We start from the raw sequence: 21,352 nt of genomic DNA, 5'->3' as shown, positions 1-21,352 counted from the left end.
CCGCTTGATGGGAGACATCAGCAGTGTTCATTCATTAATTGTCTGCACTGTTATAGCACACATATTTCATAGTTTTCATGGCAATAGGAAAAAAATCCGACCCGCTTGCTGTTTGAGCAATATGGGATCTAAAACATGTTGGGATAAACATATTTTTATTTGCTTTGTTCACCATCTCGGCTAGAGATGACGCCCATTGCATGACGTAACACTTCTTCGAAGGGTGATCGAGAGAAGGCACATAAAACTAAAGACAGCATTTTTCTTGTTTAACCTGTTGTTGTCAAGTTGAAAAAACAGCTTTTTTTTGATTATTTACAGACCGTGCATTTTTTAATCTAAATCGAGTTTTTTGCACACTCAGTCAAACATTGAAATGATTATGATAAATTTCCACTCTTTATCTGCTATCTCTATAATTTTTAGACATTAAATCCATCTGATTTTCAAAAAATTCAAGTGAGAATGTCTTGTCCAAAATAAAAATCAACCTATACTATTTTGAACAATCCCTATTCCAATCAAAAATCTTTAAATTGGCAATTTGAACAATTTACAGACAACTCCTTTTGATCTTAGAAATAAAACAGGACAACACACATGTCTCTTCCATTTCATCTGCTTAGTGCTATCACGCTTACTTGTGCCTTAATCGGCTCAAGCACAACACTTTGGGCCAAAGATTATTACAAATGGGTTGATGCGAATGGCTCGACACATTACACCACCACACCTCCCCCAAAATCCGCCAAGAAAAAAGGTAAAATCGAGACCTATGGTTGGAACAATTCTGCTCCGACTACTAGTCGTAGTCCTCAAACACCTGTTGAAAACCAAACCAATACGACTGTCAACACCTCAGCTCCAGATACAGCATCAAGATCTGTTCAAGCCATGCCAGCAGATACGACAAAGCCTGTTGTAAAATCTCCAGTAGATTCAGCTACAGCCCAATGACCAACAGACCTGAAAAAAACACAATAAAAGCCAGAAAAAATGAAACCCTCATTTTCCTGCTCTTTAAACTGAAATAGTTTAATTTTTCTTACGCTTCAGCAGCTGCAAAATTCACATTTAGGTGCATTTTGCGCTATGCTGTGCAGCAAACTTTTAACCGTTGTTCCTTAATACGTTTATGACTACTCATATTGACCCTGAATATCAAGCTAGTGCGATTGAACCCACCGTCCAACAAGACTGGGAAAATCGTAAAGTCTTTAAAGTTGCCGACACTGTAGAAGGTCCGCGTCGTTACATTCTATCGATGTTCCCTTACCCAAGTGGCAAGCTGCATATGGGTCATGTGCGTAACTACACGATTGGTGATGTAATCAGCCGTTTCCACCGTTTAAAAGGTGAAACCGTCTTACAACCGATGGGTTGGGATGCGTTTGGTTTACCTGCAGAAAATGCGGCAATTGCACACCAAGTTGCTCCAGCAAAATGGACCTTTGAAAATATCGCGTATATGCGTGACCAGTTGAAAAAGCTCGGTCTTTCAATTGATTGGGATCGTGAATTTGCAACGTGTACGCCAGAGTATTACCACTGGGAACAATGGCTATTTGTACAGCTTTATAAAAAAGGTCTGATTTACCGTAAGCTTTCTACCGTGAACTGGGATCCAGTTGACCAAACTGTTTTAGCCAATGAACAGGTAGAAAATGGTCGTGGCTGGCGTTCAGGTGCATTGGTCGAAAAACGTGATATTCCAATGTACTACTTCCGCATTACTGATTATGCGCAAGAACTCTTGGATGACCTAGACACACTCAAAGACGGTTGGCCACAACAAGTCTTGACCATGCAACGTAACTGGATTGGTCGCTCAACTGGGATGGAAATTACGTTCCCTTCTGCAAATCCAGACATCTATGCAGATGGTTTAACTGTTTATACCACGCGTGCTGACACACTAATGGGCGTGACTTATGTTGCTGTAGCAGCAGAACACCCAATGGCGCTGAAAGCCGCAGAAAATAATCCTGAACTTGCTGCATTTATTGAAGAATGCCGCATGGGTTCAGTGGCTGAAGCTGACCTTGCGACTGCTGAAAAGAAAGGCATGGCAACTGGCTTGTCTGTGAAGCATCCTTTGACTGGCGGACAAGTTCCAGTGTGGATTGCCAATTATGTATTGATGTCTTATGGTTCTGGCGCGGTGATGGCGGTTCCAGCACACGATGAACGTGACTTCGAATTTGCTAACAAATTCAATTTACCAATCAAGCAAGTAATTGATGCTAAAGGCGCTGAAGATGCAGATTACTCTGCAACTGAATGGCAAGAATGGTACGGTTCTAAAGAAGGTAAATTGGTCAACTCTGGTGAGTTTGACGGTTTAGACTTCCAAGCGGCATTTGATGCTTTCCTTGCAAAATTAGAACCTCAAGCTTTGGCAAATTCAAAAGTTCAATTCCGTTTACGTGACTGGGGTGTTTCTCGTCAACGTTACTGGGGTTGTCCAATTCCAATGATCAACTGTGACACTTGTGGTCAAGTGACTGTTCCAGAAGATCAATTGCCAGTGGTGTTACCAACAGATGTGGTGCCAGACGGTTCAGGTAACCCATTGAACAAGATGCCTGAGTTCTACGAAACCAAGTGTCCTTGCTGTGGTGGCGATGCCCGTCGTGAAACGGATACCTTAGATACCTTTGTAGAGTCTTCTTGGTACTATGCGCGTTATGCTTCTCCAGACTTTACTGGCGGTATGGTAAAACCTGAAGCCGCTCAATCTTGGTTACCAGTAAACCAATACATTGGCGGTGTAGAGCACGCGATTCTGCATTTGTTGTATGCGCGTTTCTTCCATAAATTGATGCGTGATGAAGGTGTGGTACAAGGCAATGAGCCATTTACCAACTTGTTGACTCAAGGCATGGTGTTGGCGGATACCTTCTATCGTGAAGCGGAAAATGGCAAAAAAACTTGGTTTAATCCAGCGGACATCGAATTAGACCGTGACGAAAAAGGTCGTATTCTTTCTGCGAAATACACTGGTGATGGTCAAGAAGTAGTGATCGGCGGACAAGAAAAAATGTCCAAGTCGAAAAACAACGGGATTGACCCACAAGCAATTATTGATCAGTACGGTGCAGATACCGCACGTGTATTCATGATGTTTGCTGCACCACCAGATCAATCTTTAGAATGGTCGGATGCTGGTGTTGAAGGTGCAAACCGTTTCTTGAAACGTGTTTGGCGTTTAACGACAGGTTTCCTTGAAAAAGGCAATGCAGCAACTGCAATTGATAAAGCCAATTTATCGAAAGAAGCGCAAGACTTACGTCGTAAAACGCATGAAACCATTCAGAAAGTGGGTGATGACATTGAACGTCGTCATGCATTCAACACAGCAATTGCAGCATTGATGGAATTACTGAATGCCAGCAATAAGTTTGAAGCCAAAGATGACAATGATGTGGCGGTTGCGCGTGAAGCAATCACGACTTTGTTGACCTTACTTGCACCGTTTGCACCGCACTTGAGTCAGACTTTATTAACTCAGTTTGGTATTGAATTAACACAAAGCCTATTCCCTGTGGTGGATGAGTCTGCATTAACCCGTAATACTCAAACCATCGTAGTGCAAATCAATGGTAAATTGCGTGGCAAGTTAGAAGTGTCTGTAGATACATCGAAAGATGAGCTATTGGCGCTGGCTAAAGCTTTACCAGAAGTACAACAATTCTTAACAGGTCCAACCAAGAAAGAAATTGTAGTACCGAATAAACTTGTGAACTTGGTGGTTTAATTCCTTAATTGATTGCCCGCTCCTTCTAGGAGAGGGCTAGGGAGAGGTAAACTTTCCTCATCCTAACCTTCTCCCAAAGGGAGAAGGAATCTTAAGGAATAAAATAAAAACCCGAGCAAAGCCCGTTTTCATTTAACGGGCTTTGCTACTAAAATCATATCCGTTTGAAATCATTTTGTATCACACTGCAAAGTCAGCATTTACAGAGGAAAATACATGCATTTAGGCAAGCGTTTCGCAACTATTATTTTAACTTGCGGTCTAGGTGCAGGTTTAGTGGGCTGTGGCTTTCATCTCAAAGGCACACAACCTTCTGCCACTCCTGTAGCATATGCACAAATGAGTTTGTCTTTGCCGAAAGATACTGAAGCCTTAGAAGAAAAATTATCGATTTATTTAGGTGCAGCAGGCGTACAACTCAGTAATAGCCCGAATGCCTACCGTTTACATGTCTATAGTTACACTCCTGTACGTCAGGAATTACGCGGCAAGCTGATTGAAACTTTACTACGTTTAAACGTGACTTTCCGTATTGAAGATGCTCAGGGTAATCCTGTGACGGAAATGCGGACTGTGACTGCTACACGAAGCTATCAATACAACTTGGCGACGGTAAACACCGATGACCAAGAAGAAAAATTCTTAAAAGAAGTCCTGATTGATGATGTAGCACAACAAATTGTGCGTCAGATTTCTTCTAATCGTTTACCTAAAGTTACCAACAACACAGTTCAACCTTAATTGTTATGAAACTCGACTATTTGCAGGCCCTGAAACGCATTCCAGAAGCACGTGGTGCATGGGTACTGCATGGTCAAGAACCTTTACTCGAACAAAATCTGCTAGATGCCTTCCGAAAAAGCTGGCAAGAACAAAATATTGAACGCCAGCGCTTTGATATGTCGAATGTCAATGATTGGAAAACCGTGTTCAATGCGCTAAACAGCTTGTCTTTATTTTCCACGCAACTTGCGATTGAGGTGCATGGCAACATTAAGCCCGATGCCAATGGCATTAAATTATTGACCCAATACCTGCAACACAATGAACAAAACTTGTTGTTGATTGTGATGCCGAAACAGGACAGCAGCAGCTTAAAGTCTGGCTTCTTCAAAGTGATTGATGCCAATGGTGTCAATGTATCTCTGACTGCAAATTACCCGCAAGATCGACAACGCATTTTAGCGGTTGAAGCGGATAAGCTCGGTATTCAACTCGCCAACAATGCCTGGCAATGGCTAGAACAGCATCACGAACACAACTTGCTTGCAGCAAAAAATAGCTTGATGCGAGTGCGGGATACCTTTCCTGATTTAGCCCAGATTGGCATCGAACAACTACTCGCCTGTTTACAAGATCAATCGCGTTATAGCACCTTTGATTTAAGCGATGCCTTACTCGAAGGTAACTTCGCCCAAGCGGTCAAGATTTACCAATATTTACTGGCTTCAGGCGAACCGATGAGCTTGTTGCTTTGGAGTATCAGCAAGGAAATGCGCCTGTTGATGCAACTGTTTGAGCAACCGCAAAATGCCTTGCAGCTGGGCATTTGGAAAACCAAAGTCAGTCTATATCAACAGGCTTTACGCCGCCTTCCCCCCAAACAGTTTCTAAGCTGGCCTACGCTTTTGCTCCGAATCGATGCATCGATTAAAGGCTTAAGTGAAGAAAATCCAGAACACCTGATTTTGCAAGCCATTGCTATGCTCTGCGGTAAAAATTTGTTTTTAAATTAAAAGCCCAAGCTCAGTCCAGCATACACATCTAACGAAAGAAGCGTGCAAACCAACTTTTGCCTTTTTTCTGCTCCTGAACACGTAAATAGTGCAACATATTGTCACGTACAGCATCGACATAATCCTGATCATCATGCTGAATATGGTTCACTAACCACTTAGACAATAAACGATGTAAATCATGTTCAACAGCTTCCCCTTGTGCAAAGCGCTGACGACAATCGTTCAAACGTTTCACAAACAATTCATGAATGCCTCGGTGCGAGGGTAAATATTGATAATTCACTTGCTCCAGCAAATTTTCTTCAAAACTAAAATGCGATTGGGTGTAGTCAATCAAGTCATCTAACACGTCTTTAATTTGATTGCGCTGTCCGCTCATTCGGATCTGATCCAGCGTATTAATATATTCCAGAATTTGTCGATGTTGATTGTCAATCACCTCAATCCCAATATTAAACTTTTCACTCCACTCCATGATTTCCCTCACATTATTTTCATTAAGTTATTTTTTATTGCAGCAACTCATGTGGGTTTAATCTTAAACAAAAAACCCATACTTTTTTTATGGAATTAAATACTATCTGCTTTTAAAATTTAAATCTAGAGAAAAATAAAGTGTAAATTGCCCAGTTTCGAGCATCCATTCAGTCTATTAAAAAACAGAACACGCCCTTCATTTAACAATTCATGATGTGATCTATCCGATGTTTTAAGCAACCTTTGGAGAATTCTGCTTCAACCTTATCGAAACAAATAATAATCATTTCTATTTATATAAAAAATTCACGATTTATCCGTATTTCACTTCTATACTAGCCATGATTATTTTTTACTCCCTGACTCCTATGCAAAAAATAAAATCCTTTAAAATTATGATTGCCCTGCTGTGTATTGCGCTGCTTGCTTTTTTAGCTTGGCACTATTTAAAACCAAAACAAGAACAACCCCAATACATCACAGAAAGCGTGACTCGTGGTGATTTAGAAAATACTGTTTTGGCAACAGGAACTTTGGATGCCACTAAGTTAATTAGTGTCGGTGCACAGGTGTCAGGTCAGGTACAAAAGATGTATGTGCAATTGGGCGATGAAGTCAAGCAAGGTCAACTGATTGCGCAAATTGATTCCACCACACAAGAAAATAGTCTTAAAACAGCGGAAGCCAATATTAAGAATTTAGAAGCACAACGCTTACAACAAGAAGCCAGCTTAAATGAAGCGCAACTGGCATATAAACGTCAACAGCAAATGTTTGCCCAAGATGCAACCTCAAAAGCAGAACTAGAATCTGCCGAAGCGGCATTTAAAACAGCTCAAGCACAAGTGAAAGCCATTGATGCGCAAATTGAGTCTGCAAAAGTGACCAAGTCCACTGCACAAACCAATATTGGCTATACCCGTATTGTGGCTCCGACCGATGGTACTGTGGTGGCGATTGTGACTGAAGAAGGTCAAACGGTGAACGCCAATCAAAGCACACCCACCATTGTTAAAATTGCCAAACTACAAAATATGACCATTAAAGCGCAGGTTAGTGAAGCCGACATCATGAAAGTTGAAAAAGGACAACAAGTCTATTTCACGACTTTGGGGGATGACAGCAAACGCTATGCCAGCTTACGCCAAATTGAACCTGCACCAGATTCAATTACTGATGACAGTTCGACCAGCACCAGTTCTTCCACGGCGATTTATTACAATGCCTTGTTTGATGTCCCCAATCATGATGGCAAACTGCGCATCGATATGACCGCACAAGTCTACATTGTGCTTGATTCTGCACAAAATGCACTCTTAGTTCCTTCCTCTGCCATTTTCAAACGTCCTGCAAATAACAAAGCCAAGACATCAGCAAAAGTACAAGAAAAACTCAATTCTGACAGCGCTCAGGCTCCTCAACTTGAACGTTTGAAGTTAAATGCCGCGCAACAGCAATTGGTGAAAGATGGCAAAGCCAGCTTAAGCGTGGTTCGCGTATTACAAGCGGATGGAACTGCACAACCGAAACAAGTCTTGATTGGGATAAATAACCGTGTCAGTGCGCAAGTTTTGGCAGGACTGAAAGAAGGTGATGAAGTGGTGATTGCGGATAGCTCAGAAACGACTGCTGCAACAGCCAATAGCAGCAATAAACGTCGTAATGGTCCACCAGTGGGAATGTAAGCATGACAAAAAAAGCCTTGCTTGAAGTCAGCAATTTGGTGCGAGAGTTCCCTGCTGGCGAAAGCACTGTTCAAATTCTCAAAGGCATTGATCTAACCATTTATGAAGGTGAGCTGGTTGCCATTGTTGGGCAATCGGGTTCGGGTAAATCCACCTTAATGAATATTTTGGGTTGTCTAGATCGTCCAACATCGGGCAGCTATCTGGTGAAAGGCAGAGAAACTGGACAGTTAGAACCTGATCAATTGGCAGAATTACGCCGCGAATATTTTGGCTTTATTTTCCAGCGCTATCATTTGCTCGGAGATTTAACCGCTGAAGGCAATGTCGAGGTTCCTGCGATTTATGCAGGCACCACACCCTATGCACGCAAGCAACGTGCCACTGCTCTACTCACTGAACTTGGACTGGGCAATAAAACTCAGAACCGCCCGAGCCAGCTCTCAGGTGGTCAGCAACAGCGGGTGTCGATTGCACGTGCCTTAATGAATGGCGGGGATGTAATTCTTGCCGATGAACCCACAGGGGCTTTGGACTCGCATAGTGGGGTCGAAGTGATGCGGATTCTACGCGAATTGAATGCCGCAGGACATACCATTATTTTGGTCACACATGATATGCAGGTGGCGAAAAATGCCAGCCGCATTATTGAAATCAGTGACGGGCAAATTATTGCCGATCGGGTCAATCAACCAGAACATGACACTGAACTGCACCATGATCCTGATGCTGAAACGGCGATTTCAGCGCAGCAAGAAAAAAATAAAAGTGTGTCTGCATGGCGTTCTCTGCTAGATCGCCTCGGTGAAGCCTTTCGTATGGCGATATTGTCCATGAATGCCCATCGTATGCGCACCTTTTTGACCATGCTCGGGATTATTATCGGAATTGCCTCAGTCGTGACTGTAGTCGCCTTGGGGAATGGTTCACAAAAGCAGATTCTCAGTAATATTAGTAGCTTGGGAACCAATACCATTACCGTGTTCCAAGGGCGTGGCTTTGGGGATAACTCCAAAACAGCGAATTTTAAAACCTTGGTGCCTAGTGATGCAGATGCACTCGCCACCCAACCCTATGTCAGTGCCGTCAGCCCAATGGTGAGTTCTTCCAAAACCATTCGTTATCAACAAAATGAAGCGAATGCCACGATTAACGGTGTGGGGAATGATTATTTCACGGTCAAAGGACTAACGTTTAAAAATGGTCAAACTTTTGATCAACGTAGTGTGCGTGACCGTACCCAAGATGTCGTGATTGATACCAACACGCAAAAACAGTTTTTTAGTGATGGTTCCAATCCGATTGGACAAGTGATCTTATTGGGCAGTGTGCCTGGACGCATTATTGGCATTGTTGAACCGCAAAACAGTGCCATGGGTTCCGATGATACGCTGAATGTGTATATGCCTTACACCACGGTCATGAGCCGTATGCTGGGGCAAAGCAATGTGCGCAATATCGTTGTGCAAATCAATGATCAGTATTCGACCAGCGCGGCTGAGAATGCGATTGTCAATTTGCTGACTCAACGTCATGGTCAGCAAGATGTGTTCACCATGAACAGTGACAGCATTCGTCAAACAATTGAAAAAACCACCAGTACCATGACCTTGTTGGTTTCTGCAATTGCGGTGATTTCCTTGGTAGTTGGCGGTATTGGGGTGATGAATATCATGTTGGTTTCAGTCACCGAACGAACTCAGGAGATTGGAGTTCGTATGGCTGTCGGTGCCCGTCAAAGTGACATTCTGCAACAATTCTTGATTGAAGCCATTTTAGTCTGCCTGATTGGTGGGGTCTTAGGCGTGCTGCTTTCCCTCGGTTTAGGTCAAATCATTCAGAAATTTGCGGGGGGCAATTTTGGCATCGCCTACTCCACCACTTCAATTATTGCAGCATTTGTCTGCTCGACATTAATCGGTGTCGTGTTTGGATTTTTACCTGCAAAGAATGCAGCCAAACTCGATCCTGTTGCAGCACTTGCCAGAGAATAAGGACAACTTATGCATTTTTCATTGACACGTCTGTGTACGGCAATGCTACTCGGTAGTACTTTGGTGGGTTGTGCCGCGGTGGTTAAAACCCCTTATCAAGCACCTGCAGTACAAACGCCTGCCCAGTTCCAATATGATCGTGCAACTGTACAACAACGCCAGCAAGCCATCTATGCTGACCAATGGTGGAGGTTGTTTGGCGATACTCAACTGAATCAACTGATTGATGCCGTACTGGCGAAAAATAGTGATTTAGCCGTGGCAGGCATGACCCTAAAACAAGCACGTTTACAGGCTGAATTAAGCGAAAATCAGCAGAAACCTCGCGTTAGCTCTACGGTTTCTGCAGGACATGAATTTGACCTGAATTCAGGTGAAGATAATTCTAGTGGCTTGTCGTTGGGTGCTGGACTCAGTTATGAGGTCGATTTATTTGGTAAATTGGCACGTCAAACCGAAGCAAAAAAATGGGAAGCACTGGCGACTGAACAAGATTTGCAAGCCACTGCGCAAAGCTTGATTAGCACCACGGCAAAACTGTATTGGCAATTGGCGTATTATAATGAAAGTCGAAGCACCGCACAGCAAAGCCTTGCCACTTCACAAAAACTGTATGATTTAGTCAAAGCACAATATCAGGCTGGCTCAGTTTCGGGTTTGGAACTGACCCAAGCTGAACAATCGGTACAAAGTCAGAAAGCCAGTCTCAGCCAAATTCAGCAAAGTCTAGTTGAAACGCGTACTGCGATTGCAGTCCTACTGCGTATGCCAGTACAACAACTAGATGTGCAAGAGCCACAACGTTTGCCGCAACTTACTTTACCAAGCATTGCCGCAGGTCTACCTGCGGACATCTTGTCTCGTCGTCCAGATTTAAAAGCAGCAGAATTACGCCTGCGTGAAAGTTTGGCAAGCAAAGATGCCACCACCGCAAGCTATTATCCTTCGATTAGTTTGACAAGTAATTTAGGCAGCAGTAGTACCTCTTTGACCCAACTTTTACGTAATCCTGCCCTAACCTTGGGTGCCAGTTTAAGCCTGCCTTTTTTGCAATATAACGACATGAAGAAGGATATTGCGATTAGCCAGTTAGATTATGAAAAAGCGATTGTGCAATATCGTCAAAGTCTGTATCAAGCCTTTGCCGATGTGGAAAATGCCTTGTCTTCACGCAGTGAATTGGATCAGCAAGTCAAGCTGCAACAGCGTAATTTAGAATTGGCGGAAAAAGCCGAACGCCTGACCGATGTCCGTTATCGTTATGGTGCCGTCGCCTTAAAAAATTTACTGGATCAGCAGGAAACTACACGTAGTGCACGTCTAACTTTGGTGAATACCAAACAGAGCCAATACAATGCTTATGTCACGCTGATGCAAGCTTTGGGTGGTAGTCCGATTCAGCAATTACCTGAATAAAACTGAAATTAAAGTCATAAAAAACGGCACTTCAAGTGCCGTTTTTCTTCATCACGCAGCGTGATCAGTCATCGCCCATCAAGTCAGGGCTCATACCTACGGTATTGAAGCCTGCATCAACGTACATGATTTCACCGGTAATACCATTTGCCCAAGGTGAGCAAAGGAACAATGCTGCATTACCGACATCTTCAATCGTCACATTACGTTTTAGCGGTGCAATTTTCTCATTCGCGTCTAACATTTTACGGAATGATTTAATGCCTGAAGCCGCCAAAGTACGGATTGGACCTGCTGAAATTGCGTTCACACGAATGCCATCTGCACCCAAGCTAGACGCCAAGTAACGTACGCCTGCTTCTAAAGATGCTTTCGCCATACCCATGACGTTGTAGTTCGGCATAACACGCTCTGAACCTTGGTAAGTCAACGTCAATAAACAACCTTGACGCGCCAACAACAACGGTTTTGCAGCACGAGCCATCGCAACAAAGCTGTATGCACTGATGTCATGTGCAATACGGAAGCCTTCACGATCCGTGACATCGGTAAAGTCGCCATCTAAAGTATGTGCAGGTGCAAAACCAATTGAATGCACAACACCGTCTAGACCATCCCAGTGTTTTGCTAATTCTACGAAAGCTTGGTCAATTTCTGCATCCACAGCAACATCACAAGGAAACACCAATGTTGAGCCAAATTGCGCAGCAAATTCATCAACACGTTTTTTGAGTTTCTCATTCGGATAAGTAAAGGCCAATTCCGCACCTTCACGATGCAATGCTTGAGCAATACCAAATGCAATCGACAACTTACTTGCAACACCCGCAATCAGAAAGCGTTTTCCCGCTAGTAGTCCTTGTGACATGTGACTCTCACTTAAAATAATTTAGATGAATAATGCCAACTCTGGCATCAGAACAAAATTGCAAAATGCGCCTTTTTTTCAGCAAATCACAGATTCATAACAAATCACCCTGCAAAAGCAGGGTGAAGTTGGATTGAACAGAATAAATGTCTTCAAACATCGATCAGTCATCACCTTGAATCAGGCTTAATAAACGCATGAATGAATAGTACATCCAGACTAAAGTCGCCAATAAGGCAATCGCAGAGAGCCACTCCATCGACTTCGGCGCATGTTGTGCGGCACTGCTTTCAATCAGATCGAAATCTAGAATCAGGTTTAACGAGGCAATCACCGCAACAAAAGCTGCGAAACCAATCCCTAACCAGTTACTTTCAAAAATATAAGGCACGCTTGAACCAAAAGCCAAACGCATCACCAATTGCACCACAAACACGATTGCAATCGCGATGGTGGCAGAGAGTACCACTGACTTAAATTTTTCTGTGGCACGTACAATCTGCAAACGATACAAGGTGAACATCACCAAGGTGGTGACAAAAGTTGCCAATAATGCCTGTAAGGGTACGCCTGGGAATTTCAGTTGGAAAATGACTGAAACGCCACCCAAAAAAGCCCCTTCAAATAGGGCATACGGAATGGCTAGCGTTTTCGCCGTATTCGGTTTAAAGGTGGTAATCAGTGCCAGAATAAGTCCGCCAATAGCACCAACTATCGCGGCACTATAAGCCATGGAAATATTTAAGGTGATAAAACTGTAGAAAAAAATACCCAGCCCCACGACCGCAGCAATAACTGTCAGTAATACCGATTTTTGAATAGCACCTTGAACGGTCATCGGCTGGCTATAGTCGGCATATACCTCGACACGATTGAGTATGGGATTATTACTTTGCATGATTCAACCCTTTGTTATAATTTAAATCGAATAAAAACATAAATTTGTACTTTGCTTTAAATCAAATTAAAACTGTACGCCCTCTTCTTTTATGTTGAAAATATAACCGATTAAGTTAAATACGGAAATAAAAAATGGGGCAATACACCCCATTTTCAGCCAATTCCGTTTTAGTCTTTATTCATAATAAAGAAGTATTCACGGTAATATTTCAATTCCGCAATTGAATCGCGAATGTCATCCATTGCCAAATGCGAGGCATTTTTCTTTAAGCCACTCATGATTTCTGGACGCCAGCGTTTCGCCAACTCTTTTACTGAAGACACATCTAAATTGCGATAGTGGAAATATTGTTCCAGTTCAGGCATCAAACGATGTAAGAAACGACGATCCTGACAAATCGAGTTACCACACATCGGTGAACTCTTTGGATTGACCCATTTTTTCAGAAATTCAATGGTTTGCTGCTCGGCATCTTTCGCCTTCAATTTACTGCGGCGCACACGTTCAATCAGACCCGACTGACCATGTTGACGCGTGTTCCACTCATCCATTGCATTTAAGATTAAATCAGATTGATGCACGGCCAATACAGGACCTTCCGCCAAAATATTTAAATGATCATCTGTAACAATCGTTGCAATTTCAATAATTTGATCGTTATCGGTATCTAGACCTGTCATTTCAAGGTCAATCCAGATGAGGCGAGTATCAGGCGTGCTGCTCATAAATGTGCAATCTTATTGGCTGTAAAAACAATTATAGTAGCAAATTAATCCCCTCAATGCTGTAACTCATGCCCTGCTTCATGCTATTTTTGCCATCTTAAATTCGTGGTTTTTTAGGATATGAATGGCTTTAATTCGTAAACGTCGCTTAACTGAACAACAGCAGCGTCGTATTCAGAAACAGCAAAAAACACGTCAAGAAGACATTGACACCTCAAATGATCTGGAAGGCTTGGTGGTGCAACACTATGGTCGCCAACTTGAGGTTCAAGCCTTGTCGGTTCCTGACACGCATCCTGAAAAGCCAATTGTCCAAGATGGGGAGCCTGAACCGTTTTGGAAACCGATTGAATTGGGTAGTATTTGGCGTTGCCATACCCGTACCAACCTTGAACTATTGGTTACGGGAGATCGGGTGAAATGGCAAGCCGATCCAAATACGGGTTTAGGTATTATTACCGCCATCCATCCACGTCGCTCACTGCTGACGCGACCTGACCGTTATCATAAAGTCAAACCAGTTGCGGCGAATATCAGCCTGATTGTGATTGTGTTTTCACCTTTACCAGAACCTGCACCGACCTTGATTGACCGCTATTTGGTGGCTTGTGCCGATGCCGATATTCCAGCACTGTTGGTGCTGAATAAAACTGATTTACTTAAAGAAAATGACCCGATTTTGGATATGCTGAAAGAATATCAAGATTTGGGTTATGAAGTGATGCAGTGCCAGTCGCTGGGGGATGCAGATGTGAGCGCCTTAGCGCAACGCCTCGAAGGTGAAACGGTTGCCTTTGTGGGACAATCGGGTGTTGGGAAAAGCTCGTTAATAAATGCGATTGTTCCCGATGCTGCGCAGAAAACCAACATCATTTCTGAAAACTCGGCACTGGGACAACATACCACGACGTCTACCCGTTTGATTGGATTTGGTCAGGGTGCATCACTGATTGACTCTCCAGGCATTCGTGAATTTGGCTTATGGCATCTGACCACTGAAAAAGTACAACAAGGTTTTCCTGAGATTCAAAATCAATTGGGCTACTGCCAGTTCCGGAACTGTACCCATAAACATGAAAAACAGTGTGCACTGCGGTTGGCTGCCAGCAATGGTGAAATTTTGCCTCGCCGTTTAGACAGTTTTTTACGTTTAATGGATGAAATTGCTGAAGCCCAGCAAAAAAATTAGACTTTCTGTCTGTCCTCCCCTTGAAGCGGTGATTTTGATCACCATATTTATGAGCTATACTCTAGGCAATTTTGAATTGTAATTAGGTGATTTGTGGAACGTTGGTTGGAATTTATGGGGAATCACCCCTTTTTATTTGGAACACTTGGGGCATTAGTGGTGTTGTTCTTCGTTCTTGAAGGACAGCGCAATGGTCGCAAAATCTCTCCACAATCTTTGGGTATTTTAGTGAAAGCAAAAAATGCCATGTTGATTGATTTACGTGATGCAAAAGACTTCCGTGAAGGTCACATCAGTGGCAGCCGTAACATTCCCTACAGCCAAATTGCAAGCCATGTCGAAGAGTTAAAAGCTGCGGAACGTCCATTGGTGTTTATTTGCAACCTTGGTCAAGTCGCAGGTTCAGCTTTGCAACAAGTCGGTCATGCCGATAGTTACCGTTTAGACGGCGGCATCAGCAACTGGAAAGCGCAAGGCTTACCTTTGGTAAAAGCCAAATAATTGCTTAAGGAGACTCTAATGACTGAAGTAACGATCTATTCTACAACTGTATGTCCTTACTGCGTTCGCGCAAAACAGCTTCTTGAGCGTAAAGGCGTTGAATACAAAGAAATTAACTTATCCAACGAAGCGCCTGAAGTTCGTGTAGAACTCATGCAACGTACCAACCACCGCACTGTTCCACAAATTTTTATTGGTGAACAATTTATTGGTGGGTTCGACCAGCTTTATGCTTTAGAGCGTGAGGGTAAACTCGACGGATTATTGGCTTAACCATAAAGCATAGTTCAAATTTATATTAAGGATTTAAGAATGAGCGAAGAACAACAAGTTCAACCACAATTGGCACTCGAACGTATTTATACTAAAGACATTTCTTTTGAAGTTCCTGGCGCACAAGTCTTCACGAAAGAATGGCAGCCAGAATTAAACATCAACCTTTCTTCTTCTGCGGAAAAAGTTGATCCAACGCATTTCGAAGTGTCTTTAAAAGTTGTTGTTCAAGCAAACAATGCTGGCGATACTGCATTTATCGTTGATGTGACTCAAGCAGGTATTTTCCTGATTGATGGTGTTGAAGAAGAACGTCTTCCTTACATCTTAGGCGCATACTGCCCGAACATTTTGTTCCCATTCTTACGTGAAGCGGTGAACGATATGGTTACTAAAGGCAGCTTCCCACAGTTGTTGTTAACGCCAATCAACTTTGATGCTGAGTTCGAAGCCAATATGCAACGCGCTCAATCTGCAATGGCTGAAGGTCAAGCTTAAATCCTCATCTTTCATGATGGATTAAAAAAGGCTGAATCATGGATTCAGCCTTTTTTATTGCAGCTCATTCATCATTCTAAAAGTTAAATTTACCCGAATATCCTGTACTTTTTCCGTTGGGGGTAATCGGTGCAGCCAATAGGTTTGCGTTTCATTTTTCATGACCAATAAACTGCCATGTGCCAGTAACAGCTCCACTTTTTCATTTGTTTGCTTATGCTTAAAGGCAAACTTGCGTTCCGCACCTAAACTCAAAGAAGCAATCGCTGCATGCTGTTTCAGCTCACGTTCGGCATCACTATGCCATGCCATCCCCTCTTCTCCCGAATGATATAAATTCAGTAAACAGGCATTAAAGGTCTCACCAGTTTTTGCTTCGACCAAAGCTTTGAGCGCCAATAGTTCAGGCGTCCATGGCAAAGCTTGTTTGGTGGTTTTGGAATAGGTATAGGAAAAAGCCTGATCGGCATACCATGCGACTTTACGCTTGGTCACAATGGTCTTGCCAAAAATCACCGCCAGATCATTTTGCCAAGCAATCGTTTCTAACAGCCGCTGTAAATAAGCATCTGCCTCAGCAGCATCCATAATTTGACCGTAATAATTCACGCACCCCTGATAAGGCAGTAAATTCTGGCTAGCATCAAATTCAACTGGAAATAAAGACATCTTAAGACTCTTCACCATCTGCATCGCTTTGCGCACTTTCCCAACCAATCATGGCAGTCTTGCGGGTAGTGCCCCAATGATAATTGCCCAATACGCCTGAAGCCTGAATCACCCGATGGCAGGGAATCAAAAATGCCACTGGATTATGCGCTACGGCAGTTCCCACCGCACGTGACGCTTTGGGTTGATCAATCTGCGCGGCTACATCAGCATAACTTGCTAGTTGCCCAGAAGGAATTTTAAGCAAACTTTCCCAGACCTTTAATTGAAAGGCTGAACCCTTTAAATGCAGTTTCACTTGCTCGATTGAGTTGGGCTGAGCAGTCAACAATGCCAAAGCCCGTAGCTGCATGACATCCTCTTGTTGCACATATTCGGCATTGGGAAATTTAGTGCGTAACTCTTGTAAGGCGGCATGATCATCTTGCTCAATAAAAGACAGCGCGCACACCCCTTTAGTTGTGGACGCCACCAAAACTCGACCAAATATCGTCTCGGTAAATTCATATTGGATCTTTAGTCCCGCACCGCCATGCTTATACTCTGCGGGAGTCATGCCCTCAATCTGAATAAATAAATCATGTAAGCGACTGCTGCTCGACAACCCTGTTTGCAAAGTGGTTTGTAATAAAGATGACGATTGCTTCGATCTTAAAATCGATTTGGCATGTTCTAGACTGATATATTGCAGAAATTTTTTCGGACTGGTGCCTGCCCATTCACTAAACAGGCGCTGGAAATGGGCTGGACTTAAATGAATCTGTGCAGCTACTTCATCCAAAGTCGGCTGATGCTGAAAATGCTGTTGGATATACTCAATGGCTTGAGCGATCCGTTGATAATGCTGCTGCGAAGACATGCCCATTGATCCGTCAAGATTTCTCTTATTAATGTAGCAACTCTGCACATATCTGGAAATCTGAATCATGCTCACTTACAGCAAAGACCTCATCCTTTAGCCATAAAAAAACTGTGCCGAAGTAGCACAGTTTTAGCAGCGAATGGACTCGCTGATGCTGAAACGCAATCAGTGATGCTTATAAGCCTTATGCCCTTGGTCACGTAACTCGCCAATTTTTTTACCTTGCTGTTTCGCTTCGTCGAGTTTGCCTGCTTGTGCAAGAGCTTTGGTTTTGTCAATTTCCACAATAATTTGGTCAAACAAAGCCGTTGAACTTGGTGCTTTTCCAGCCATATGTGCCGTCAACTTATACTGTTTCGCATGTACTGCCGCACCACGCATATTGTTCAGTGCACTCGTTGCAGCTTGTGGTGTTGAAGCTTGGTTAAAGGCTTTATAATTTTTCCCGAGGGTTTTCATGTCATCTTCTAAACCTACCGCCATGACGGTATTGCTCAATACCAAAGATGACAACATTACAACGGTGGCTAAAGTTCTTTTAATCATGATGATGTCCTATCAAAAACTGTGGCTATGGTTTATTTATCATTAGGCAAATCTACAGAATATTTCTGTAAACACTCCGCTTTATTTTACTGATGTAGCATACATAAAAAATGCAACGGATTCGTTGCATTTTCATAAAAAATTTCACAGGTTTATTTGGCTTTATGATGCTGTAAAGCATCGTGCATGGCTTCCACTAATTGTTGTGCGATCTCTTGTTTTGAGGCTTTTTCCAAATCACGTTTGTCCATGTCGTAGTGATTGGCAAAAAACACAGTCATGGCATTTTCATCCGAAGCAAAACCAATATCGGCACGAGAAACATCATTACAGGCAATCATATCCAGCTTTTTCGCCACCAACTTGCCAGCTGCATACTCTTCAACATTGCGTGTTTCTGCAGCGAATCCCACCATAAATGGACGCTTTTGCTGTTGGGCTATGGTCGCGACAATATCCGGATTTTTCACCAAAGCCACATTCAGTTCATCGCCCGATTTTTTAATTTTATGTTCTGCCACTTCAGCCACGCGGTAATCCGCCACTGCCGCGGTGGCAATGAAAATATCACAGCCTTCATCTAGCATTTGCATGCTGATATTCAACATTTGAATCGCAGAAGAGACATTGATACGACGTACACCATTGGGCGTATCCAAGCTCACTGGTCCCGCAATCAAGGTGACTTTTGCACCTGCTGCATAACATGCTGCCGCCAACGCAAAGCCCATTTTACCTGTGCTGTGATTGGAAATATAACGCACAGGGTCAATTGCTTCACGCGTTGGTCCTGCGGTAATCACCACATGTTTACTCGCCAATAAACCGAACTTTTCTGCAATCGCACGTTGCGCCTTATGGAAATACTCGGTGACTTGATATGCCAAATCTTCTGGCTCAGGCATACGCCCCAATCCTACATCACCACACGCCTGCGAGCCCGCTTCAGGCATAATCACATGTACGCCATCTTCAATCAGGGTGTTTAAATTCCGCTGGGTGGCTTTGGCTGCCCACATCTGCTGATTCATGGCAGGTGCAACCCACACTGGGGCTTTGGTCGCCAAATATAAGGTACTCAGCAAATCATCTGCCAAACCTGCGGCAAATTTGGCTAAAGTATCGCAGCTGGCTGGAGCAACCAATAATAAATCCGCCCAACGCGCCAATTCGATATGCCCCATACCAGCTTCAGCTTCAGGATCAAGTAATTCGGTATGCACTGGATTGCCCGACAAGGCTTGAAAAGTTAGCGGCGTAATAAATGCCTGCGCCCCATGGGTCATGACCACACGGACATTAAAGCCCTGATCTTTGAGTCGACGAACCAAAATGGCACTTTTATAGGCTGCAATACCGCCTGTAACAGCCAAAATGATGTTTTTATTTGGAATTACACTTAAATCAAAGCTCACAAACAGTATACCTTTCTGTTGCAGTGGCGCTCACAATAGCATTAAATAATGGCATTCCCAAGTGATTGACTGGGGCGTAACTTGATAATAAACACTAAAAAGTTAAACAAAAATGAATCTATCGATCAAACATTGGCCTGAACAAGAACGTCCTCGTGAACGCTTGTTACAACAAGGGGCAAACAGCCTGTCCGATGCCGAACTCTTGGCAATTTTTCTTCGTTCTGGCTCCAAACAACATTCAGCCGTTGAATTAGCCAGACTGCTGATTGGTCATTTTGGCGGACTAGCCCCCATTCTGAATGCTGAACTGGAACAACTCAGTCAGTTTCATGGTATTGGCGCCACCAAATACGCTCAACTGATGGCCGTCAAAGAACTGGGACGGCGCTATGTGTCACAGCAATTACAGCAGCAAAGCCTAGAAATTCAAAACTCTAGCCAACTGTTAGATTATCTGCGTTTTGAACTCTTGGGTGAAACACAGGAAGTGTTTGCGGTGTTATGCCTCGACAGCCAACTGCGCAAACTCAACTTTAAAAAGCTGTTCTTTGGTTCTCTGAATAGCTGTACGGTCTCTCTCAATCAATTGCTCCGCCATGTTTTGCAGCAACAAGCCAGCTCTATTGTGATTGCACATAATCATCCCTTGGGGTATGCCCTCCCTTCTGCTGCCGATATTGCCCTGACGCAACAAATTGCTCAGGCTTGTCAACTGGTTGAAATACAATTATTGGATCATTGCGTGATTGCCGCAACAGGCAGTTTTTCTTTTGCTGAACAGGGCTTGATCAAGTCCACCTAAAGCCCTTGAGCATATGTTGACAAAAGCAGAGCGACAGATGAAGATCGTCAGAAAATAAATGATGAATATCCCCACATGATTGTGCGAGAACAACCCGACGTCTTTAAAATTTTATTTTCATGGCGCGGCACCATCCTCCCGAAAGTCCTGCCACCTTTGGGTGTGGTCATGCTCATTTCCACCATCGTCGGTGGTCTATCCCATATGGGTTATTTTCATTTCCCAGAATTTCCCCTCGTTGCCTTCACCTTAATTGGGGTAGTACTTTCCATTTTTTTAGGCTTTAAGAATACCGCCTGTTATGACCGTTGGTGGGAAGCACGTAAGCTGTGGGGCATGTTAATTGCTAATGCGCGACATTTTGACCGTAACTGCCGTATCCTAACGCAGGCACGACGCGAACGGGTGATTCAGCATGTGATTGTGTTTGCCAATGTCTTGCGTGATCGTCTACGTCATCAAACTGAAAATCCAACCGAACTTACTGAAACTACAGGCTTAAGCCCACAAGCTTTGGCGCAACTGTATCAACAGGTCAATGCTCCGCAATACACGCTCAGTCTGATTCAATGGGAACTGATGCAAGCCTTAAAAGAAGGTGAAATCTCAGACATTATTTATGCACAAATGAATGAACATGTGGCGGAAATGAGTTTGGTGCAAACAGGCTGTGACCGAATTGCCACCACACCATTGCCTTTTGCTTATTCTGTATTGCTAAACCGTACCGTGTATTTTTTCTGTTTTATGTTGCCCTTTAGTTTGGGTGCAACTTTGGGCTTGGCTACACCGCTTTTAGTCGGGATATTGGCCTATACCTTTTTGGGCTTAGACGCCCTAAGTTCAGAAATTGAAGAGCCGTTTGGCACACAAAGTAATGATTTACCGCTAGATGCCATGGTACGCACCATTGAAATTGAATTGCTTGGCACCTTAGGTAAACCGACGCCGCCACCAATTCAAGCACAGGATAACAATCTCTTATAAAACCAACCATTCAAAATCAACGGTCCTCTTTTTAGAATAAGAAAG

The 21,352-nt window shown here is 43.3% G+C and carries 21 protein-coding genes; 13 read left to right on the top strand and 8 right to left on the bottom strand.

Annotation, left to right across the window (positions count from 1 at the left end; genetic code table 11):
- Positions 1–600: 600 nt before the first annotated feature.
- The 4 genes from MKI85_RS10170 to holA all read left to right on the top strand — a co-directional run bounded on the left by MKI85_RS10170 (position 601) and on the right by holA (position 5,493).
- Complete coding sequence (locus tag MKI85_RS10170) at positions 601–957, top strand: DUF4124 domain-containing protein (RefSeq protein WP_241627466.1); 357 nt, start codon at positions 601–603, stop codon at positions 955–957.
- Positions 958–1,135: 178 nt separating this feature from the next.
- Positions 1,136–3,757 (top strand): leucine--tRNA ligase, encoded by a 2,622-nt coding sequence (gene leuS, locus MKI85_RS10165; protein WP_241627464.1) that lies wholly within the window; start codon positions 1,136–1,138, stop codon positions 3,755–3,757.
- 216 nt (positions 3,758–3,973) lie between these two features.
- Positions 3,974–4,498, top strand: coding sequence for an LPS-assembly lipoprotein LptE (locus tag MKI85_RS10160; RefSeq protein ID WP_241627462.1), 525 nt, complete (start codon positions 3,974–3,976; stop codon positions 4,496–4,498).
- A 5-nt stretch (positions 4,499–4,503) separates the two neighbouring features.
- Complete coding sequence (gene holA, locus MKI85_RS10155) at positions 4,504–5,493, top strand: DNA polymerase III subunit delta (RefSeq protein ID WP_241627460.1); 990 nt, start codon at positions 4,504–4,506, stop codon at positions 5,491–5,493.
- Positions 5,494–5,521: 28 nt separating this feature from the next.
- On the opposite strand, the gene MKI85_RS10150 is transcribed toward holA, so the two are convergent.
- Positions 5,522–5,971 carry a bacteriohemerythrin gene (locus MKI85_RS10150; RefSeq protein WP_241627458.1) on the bottom strand — a complete coding sequence of 150 codons (450 nt, stop codon included), beginning with the start codon at positions 5,969–5,971 and terminating at the stop codon, positions 5,522–5,524.
- 370 nt (positions 5,972–6,341) lie between these two features.
- On the opposite strand from MKI85_RS10150, the gene MKI85_RS10145 reads away from it, so the two are divergent.
- From MKI85_RS10145 to MKI85_RS10135, 3 genes are read left to right on the top strand one after another with little or no spacing between them, the layout of a single operon-like run.
- The gene (locus MKI85_RS10145; RefSeq protein ID WP_241627456.1) at positions 6,342–7,658 is read left to right on the top strand and encodes a MacA family efflux pump subunit; all 1,317 of its coding nucleotides are present in this window, start codon (positions 6,342–6,344) and stop codon (positions 7,656–7,658) included.
- A 2-nt stretch (positions 7,659–7,660) separates the two neighbouring features.
- Entirely contained in the window at positions 7,661–9,652 is a 1,992-nt protein-coding gene (locus MKI85_RS10140) for a MacB family efflux pump subunit (RefSeq protein ID WP_241627454.1), read from the top strand.
- Positions 9,653–9,673: 21 nt separating this feature from the next.
- Complete coding sequence (locus MKI85_RS10135; protein ID WP_241627614.1) at positions 9,674–11,068, top strand: efflux transporter outer membrane subunit; 1,395 nt, start codon at positions 9,674–9,676, stop codon at positions 11,066–11,068.
- 64 nt (positions 11,069–11,132) lie between these two features.
- On the opposite strand, the gene MKI85_RS10130 is transcribed toward MKI85_RS10135, so the two are convergent.
- From MKI85_RS10130 to orn, 3 genes are all read right to left on the bottom strand, one after another.
- Entirely contained in the window at positions 11,133–11,936 is an 804-nt protein-coding gene (locus MKI85_RS10130; RefSeq protein WP_241627452.1) for an enoyl-ACP reductase FabI, read from the bottom strand.
- 163 nt (positions 11,937–12,099) lie between these two features.
- On the bottom strand, positions 12,100–12,834 hold the full coding sequence (locus MKI85_RS10125) for a Bax inhibitor-1/YccA family protein (protein ID WP_241627450.1): 735 nt from the start codon (positions 12,832–12,834) through the stop codon (positions 12,100–12,102).
- A gap of 170 nt (positions 12,835–13,004) precedes the next feature.
- The gene (gene orn / locus MKI85_RS10120) at positions 13,005–13,562 is read right to left on the bottom strand and encodes an oligoribonuclease (protein ID WP_241627448.1); all 558 of its coding nucleotides are present in this window, start codon (positions 13,560–13,562) and stop codon (positions 13,005–13,007) included.
- Between the two features lie 124 nt (positions 13,563–13,686).
- Between orn and rsgA the strand changes: the two genes are divergently transcribed.
- The 4 genes from rsgA to secB all read left to right on the top strand — a co-directional run bounded on the left by rsgA (position 13,687) and on the right by secB (position 16,023).
- Positions 13,687–14,751: a small ribosomal subunit biogenesis GTPase RsgA gene (rsgA, locus tag MKI85_RS10115; protein ID WP_241627446.1), complete on the top strand. Its 1,065-nt coding sequence runs from the start codon at positions 13,687–13,689 to the stop codon at positions 14,749–14,751.
- A gap of 93 nt (positions 14,752–14,844) precedes the next feature.
- Complete coding sequence (locus MKI85_RS10110; protein WP_241627444.1) at positions 14,845–15,252, top strand: rhodanese-like domain-containing protein; 408 nt, start codon at positions 14,845–14,847, stop codon at positions 15,250–15,252.
- An 18-nt stretch (positions 15,253–15,270) separates the two neighbouring features.
- Entirely contained in the window at positions 15,271–15,525 is a 255-nt protein-coding gene (grxC, locus tag MKI85_RS10105) for a glutaredoxin 3 (protein ID WP_100241989.1), read from the top strand.
- 39 nt (positions 15,526–15,564) lie between these two features.
- Complete coding sequence (gene secB / locus MKI85_RS10100) at positions 15,565–16,023, top strand: protein-export chaperone SecB (protein WP_241627442.1); 459 nt, start codon at positions 15,565–15,567, stop codon at positions 16,021–16,023.
- A 54-nt stretch (positions 16,024–16,077) separates the two neighbouring features.
- On the opposite strand, the gene MKI85_RS10095 is transcribed toward secB, so the two are convergent.
- From MKI85_RS10095 to coaBC, 4 genes are all read right to left on the bottom strand, one after another.
- Complete coding sequence (locus MKI85_RS10095; protein ID WP_241627440.1) at positions 16,078–16,692, bottom strand: alpha-ketoglutarate-dependent dioxygenase AlkB family protein; 615 nt, start codon at positions 16,690–16,692, stop codon at positions 16,078–16,080.
- A 1-nt stretch (position 16,693) separates the two neighbouring features.
- Entirely contained in the window at positions 16,694–17,551 is an 858-nt protein-coding gene (locus MKI85_RS10090; RefSeq protein ID WP_241627438.1) for a bifunctional transcriptional activator/DNA repair enzyme AdaA, read from the bottom strand.
- 168 nt (positions 17,552–17,719) lie between these two features.
- On the bottom strand, positions 17,720–18,100 hold the full coding sequence (locus MKI85_RS10085) for a cytochrome b562 (protein WP_241627436.1): 381 nt from the start codon (positions 18,098–18,100) through the stop codon (positions 17,720–17,722).
- A 152-nt stretch (positions 18,101–18,252) separates the two neighbouring features.
- Positions 18,253–19,515 carry a bifunctional phosphopantothenoylcysteine decarboxylase/phosphopantothenate--cysteine ligase CoaBC gene (gene coaBC, locus MKI85_RS10080; protein WP_241627434.1) on the bottom strand — a complete coding sequence of 421 codons (1,263 nt, stop codon included), beginning with the start codon at positions 19,513–19,515 and terminating at the stop codon, positions 18,253–18,255.
- Positions 19,516–19,627: 112 nt separating this feature from the next.
- Here coaBC and radC point away from each other — a divergent pair, with 112 nt between their 5' ends.
- Both radC and MKI85_RS10070 read left to right on the top strand, forming a co-directional pair.
- The gene (radC, locus tag MKI85_RS10075; RefSeq protein WP_241627433.1) at positions 19,628–20,320 is read left to right on the top strand and encodes a RadC family protein; all 693 of its coding nucleotides are present in this window, start codon (positions 19,628–19,630) and stop codon (positions 20,318–20,320) included.
- A gap of 75 nt (positions 20,321–20,395) precedes the next feature.
- On the top strand, positions 20,396–21,307 hold the full coding sequence (locus MKI85_RS10070) for a bestrophin family protein (protein WP_241627431.1): 912 nt from the start codon (positions 20,396–20,398) through the stop codon (positions 21,305–21,307).
- The last annotated feature ends 45 nt before the right edge of the window (positions 21,308–21,352 follow it).

The organism is Acinetobacter zhairuonensis, from assembly GCF_022601715.1.
Lineage (GTDB): Bacteria > Pseudomonadota > Gammaproteobacteria > Pseudomonadales > Moraxellaceae > Acinetobacter.
This window is presented reverse-complemented; position numbering and strand designations above follow the sequence as displayed.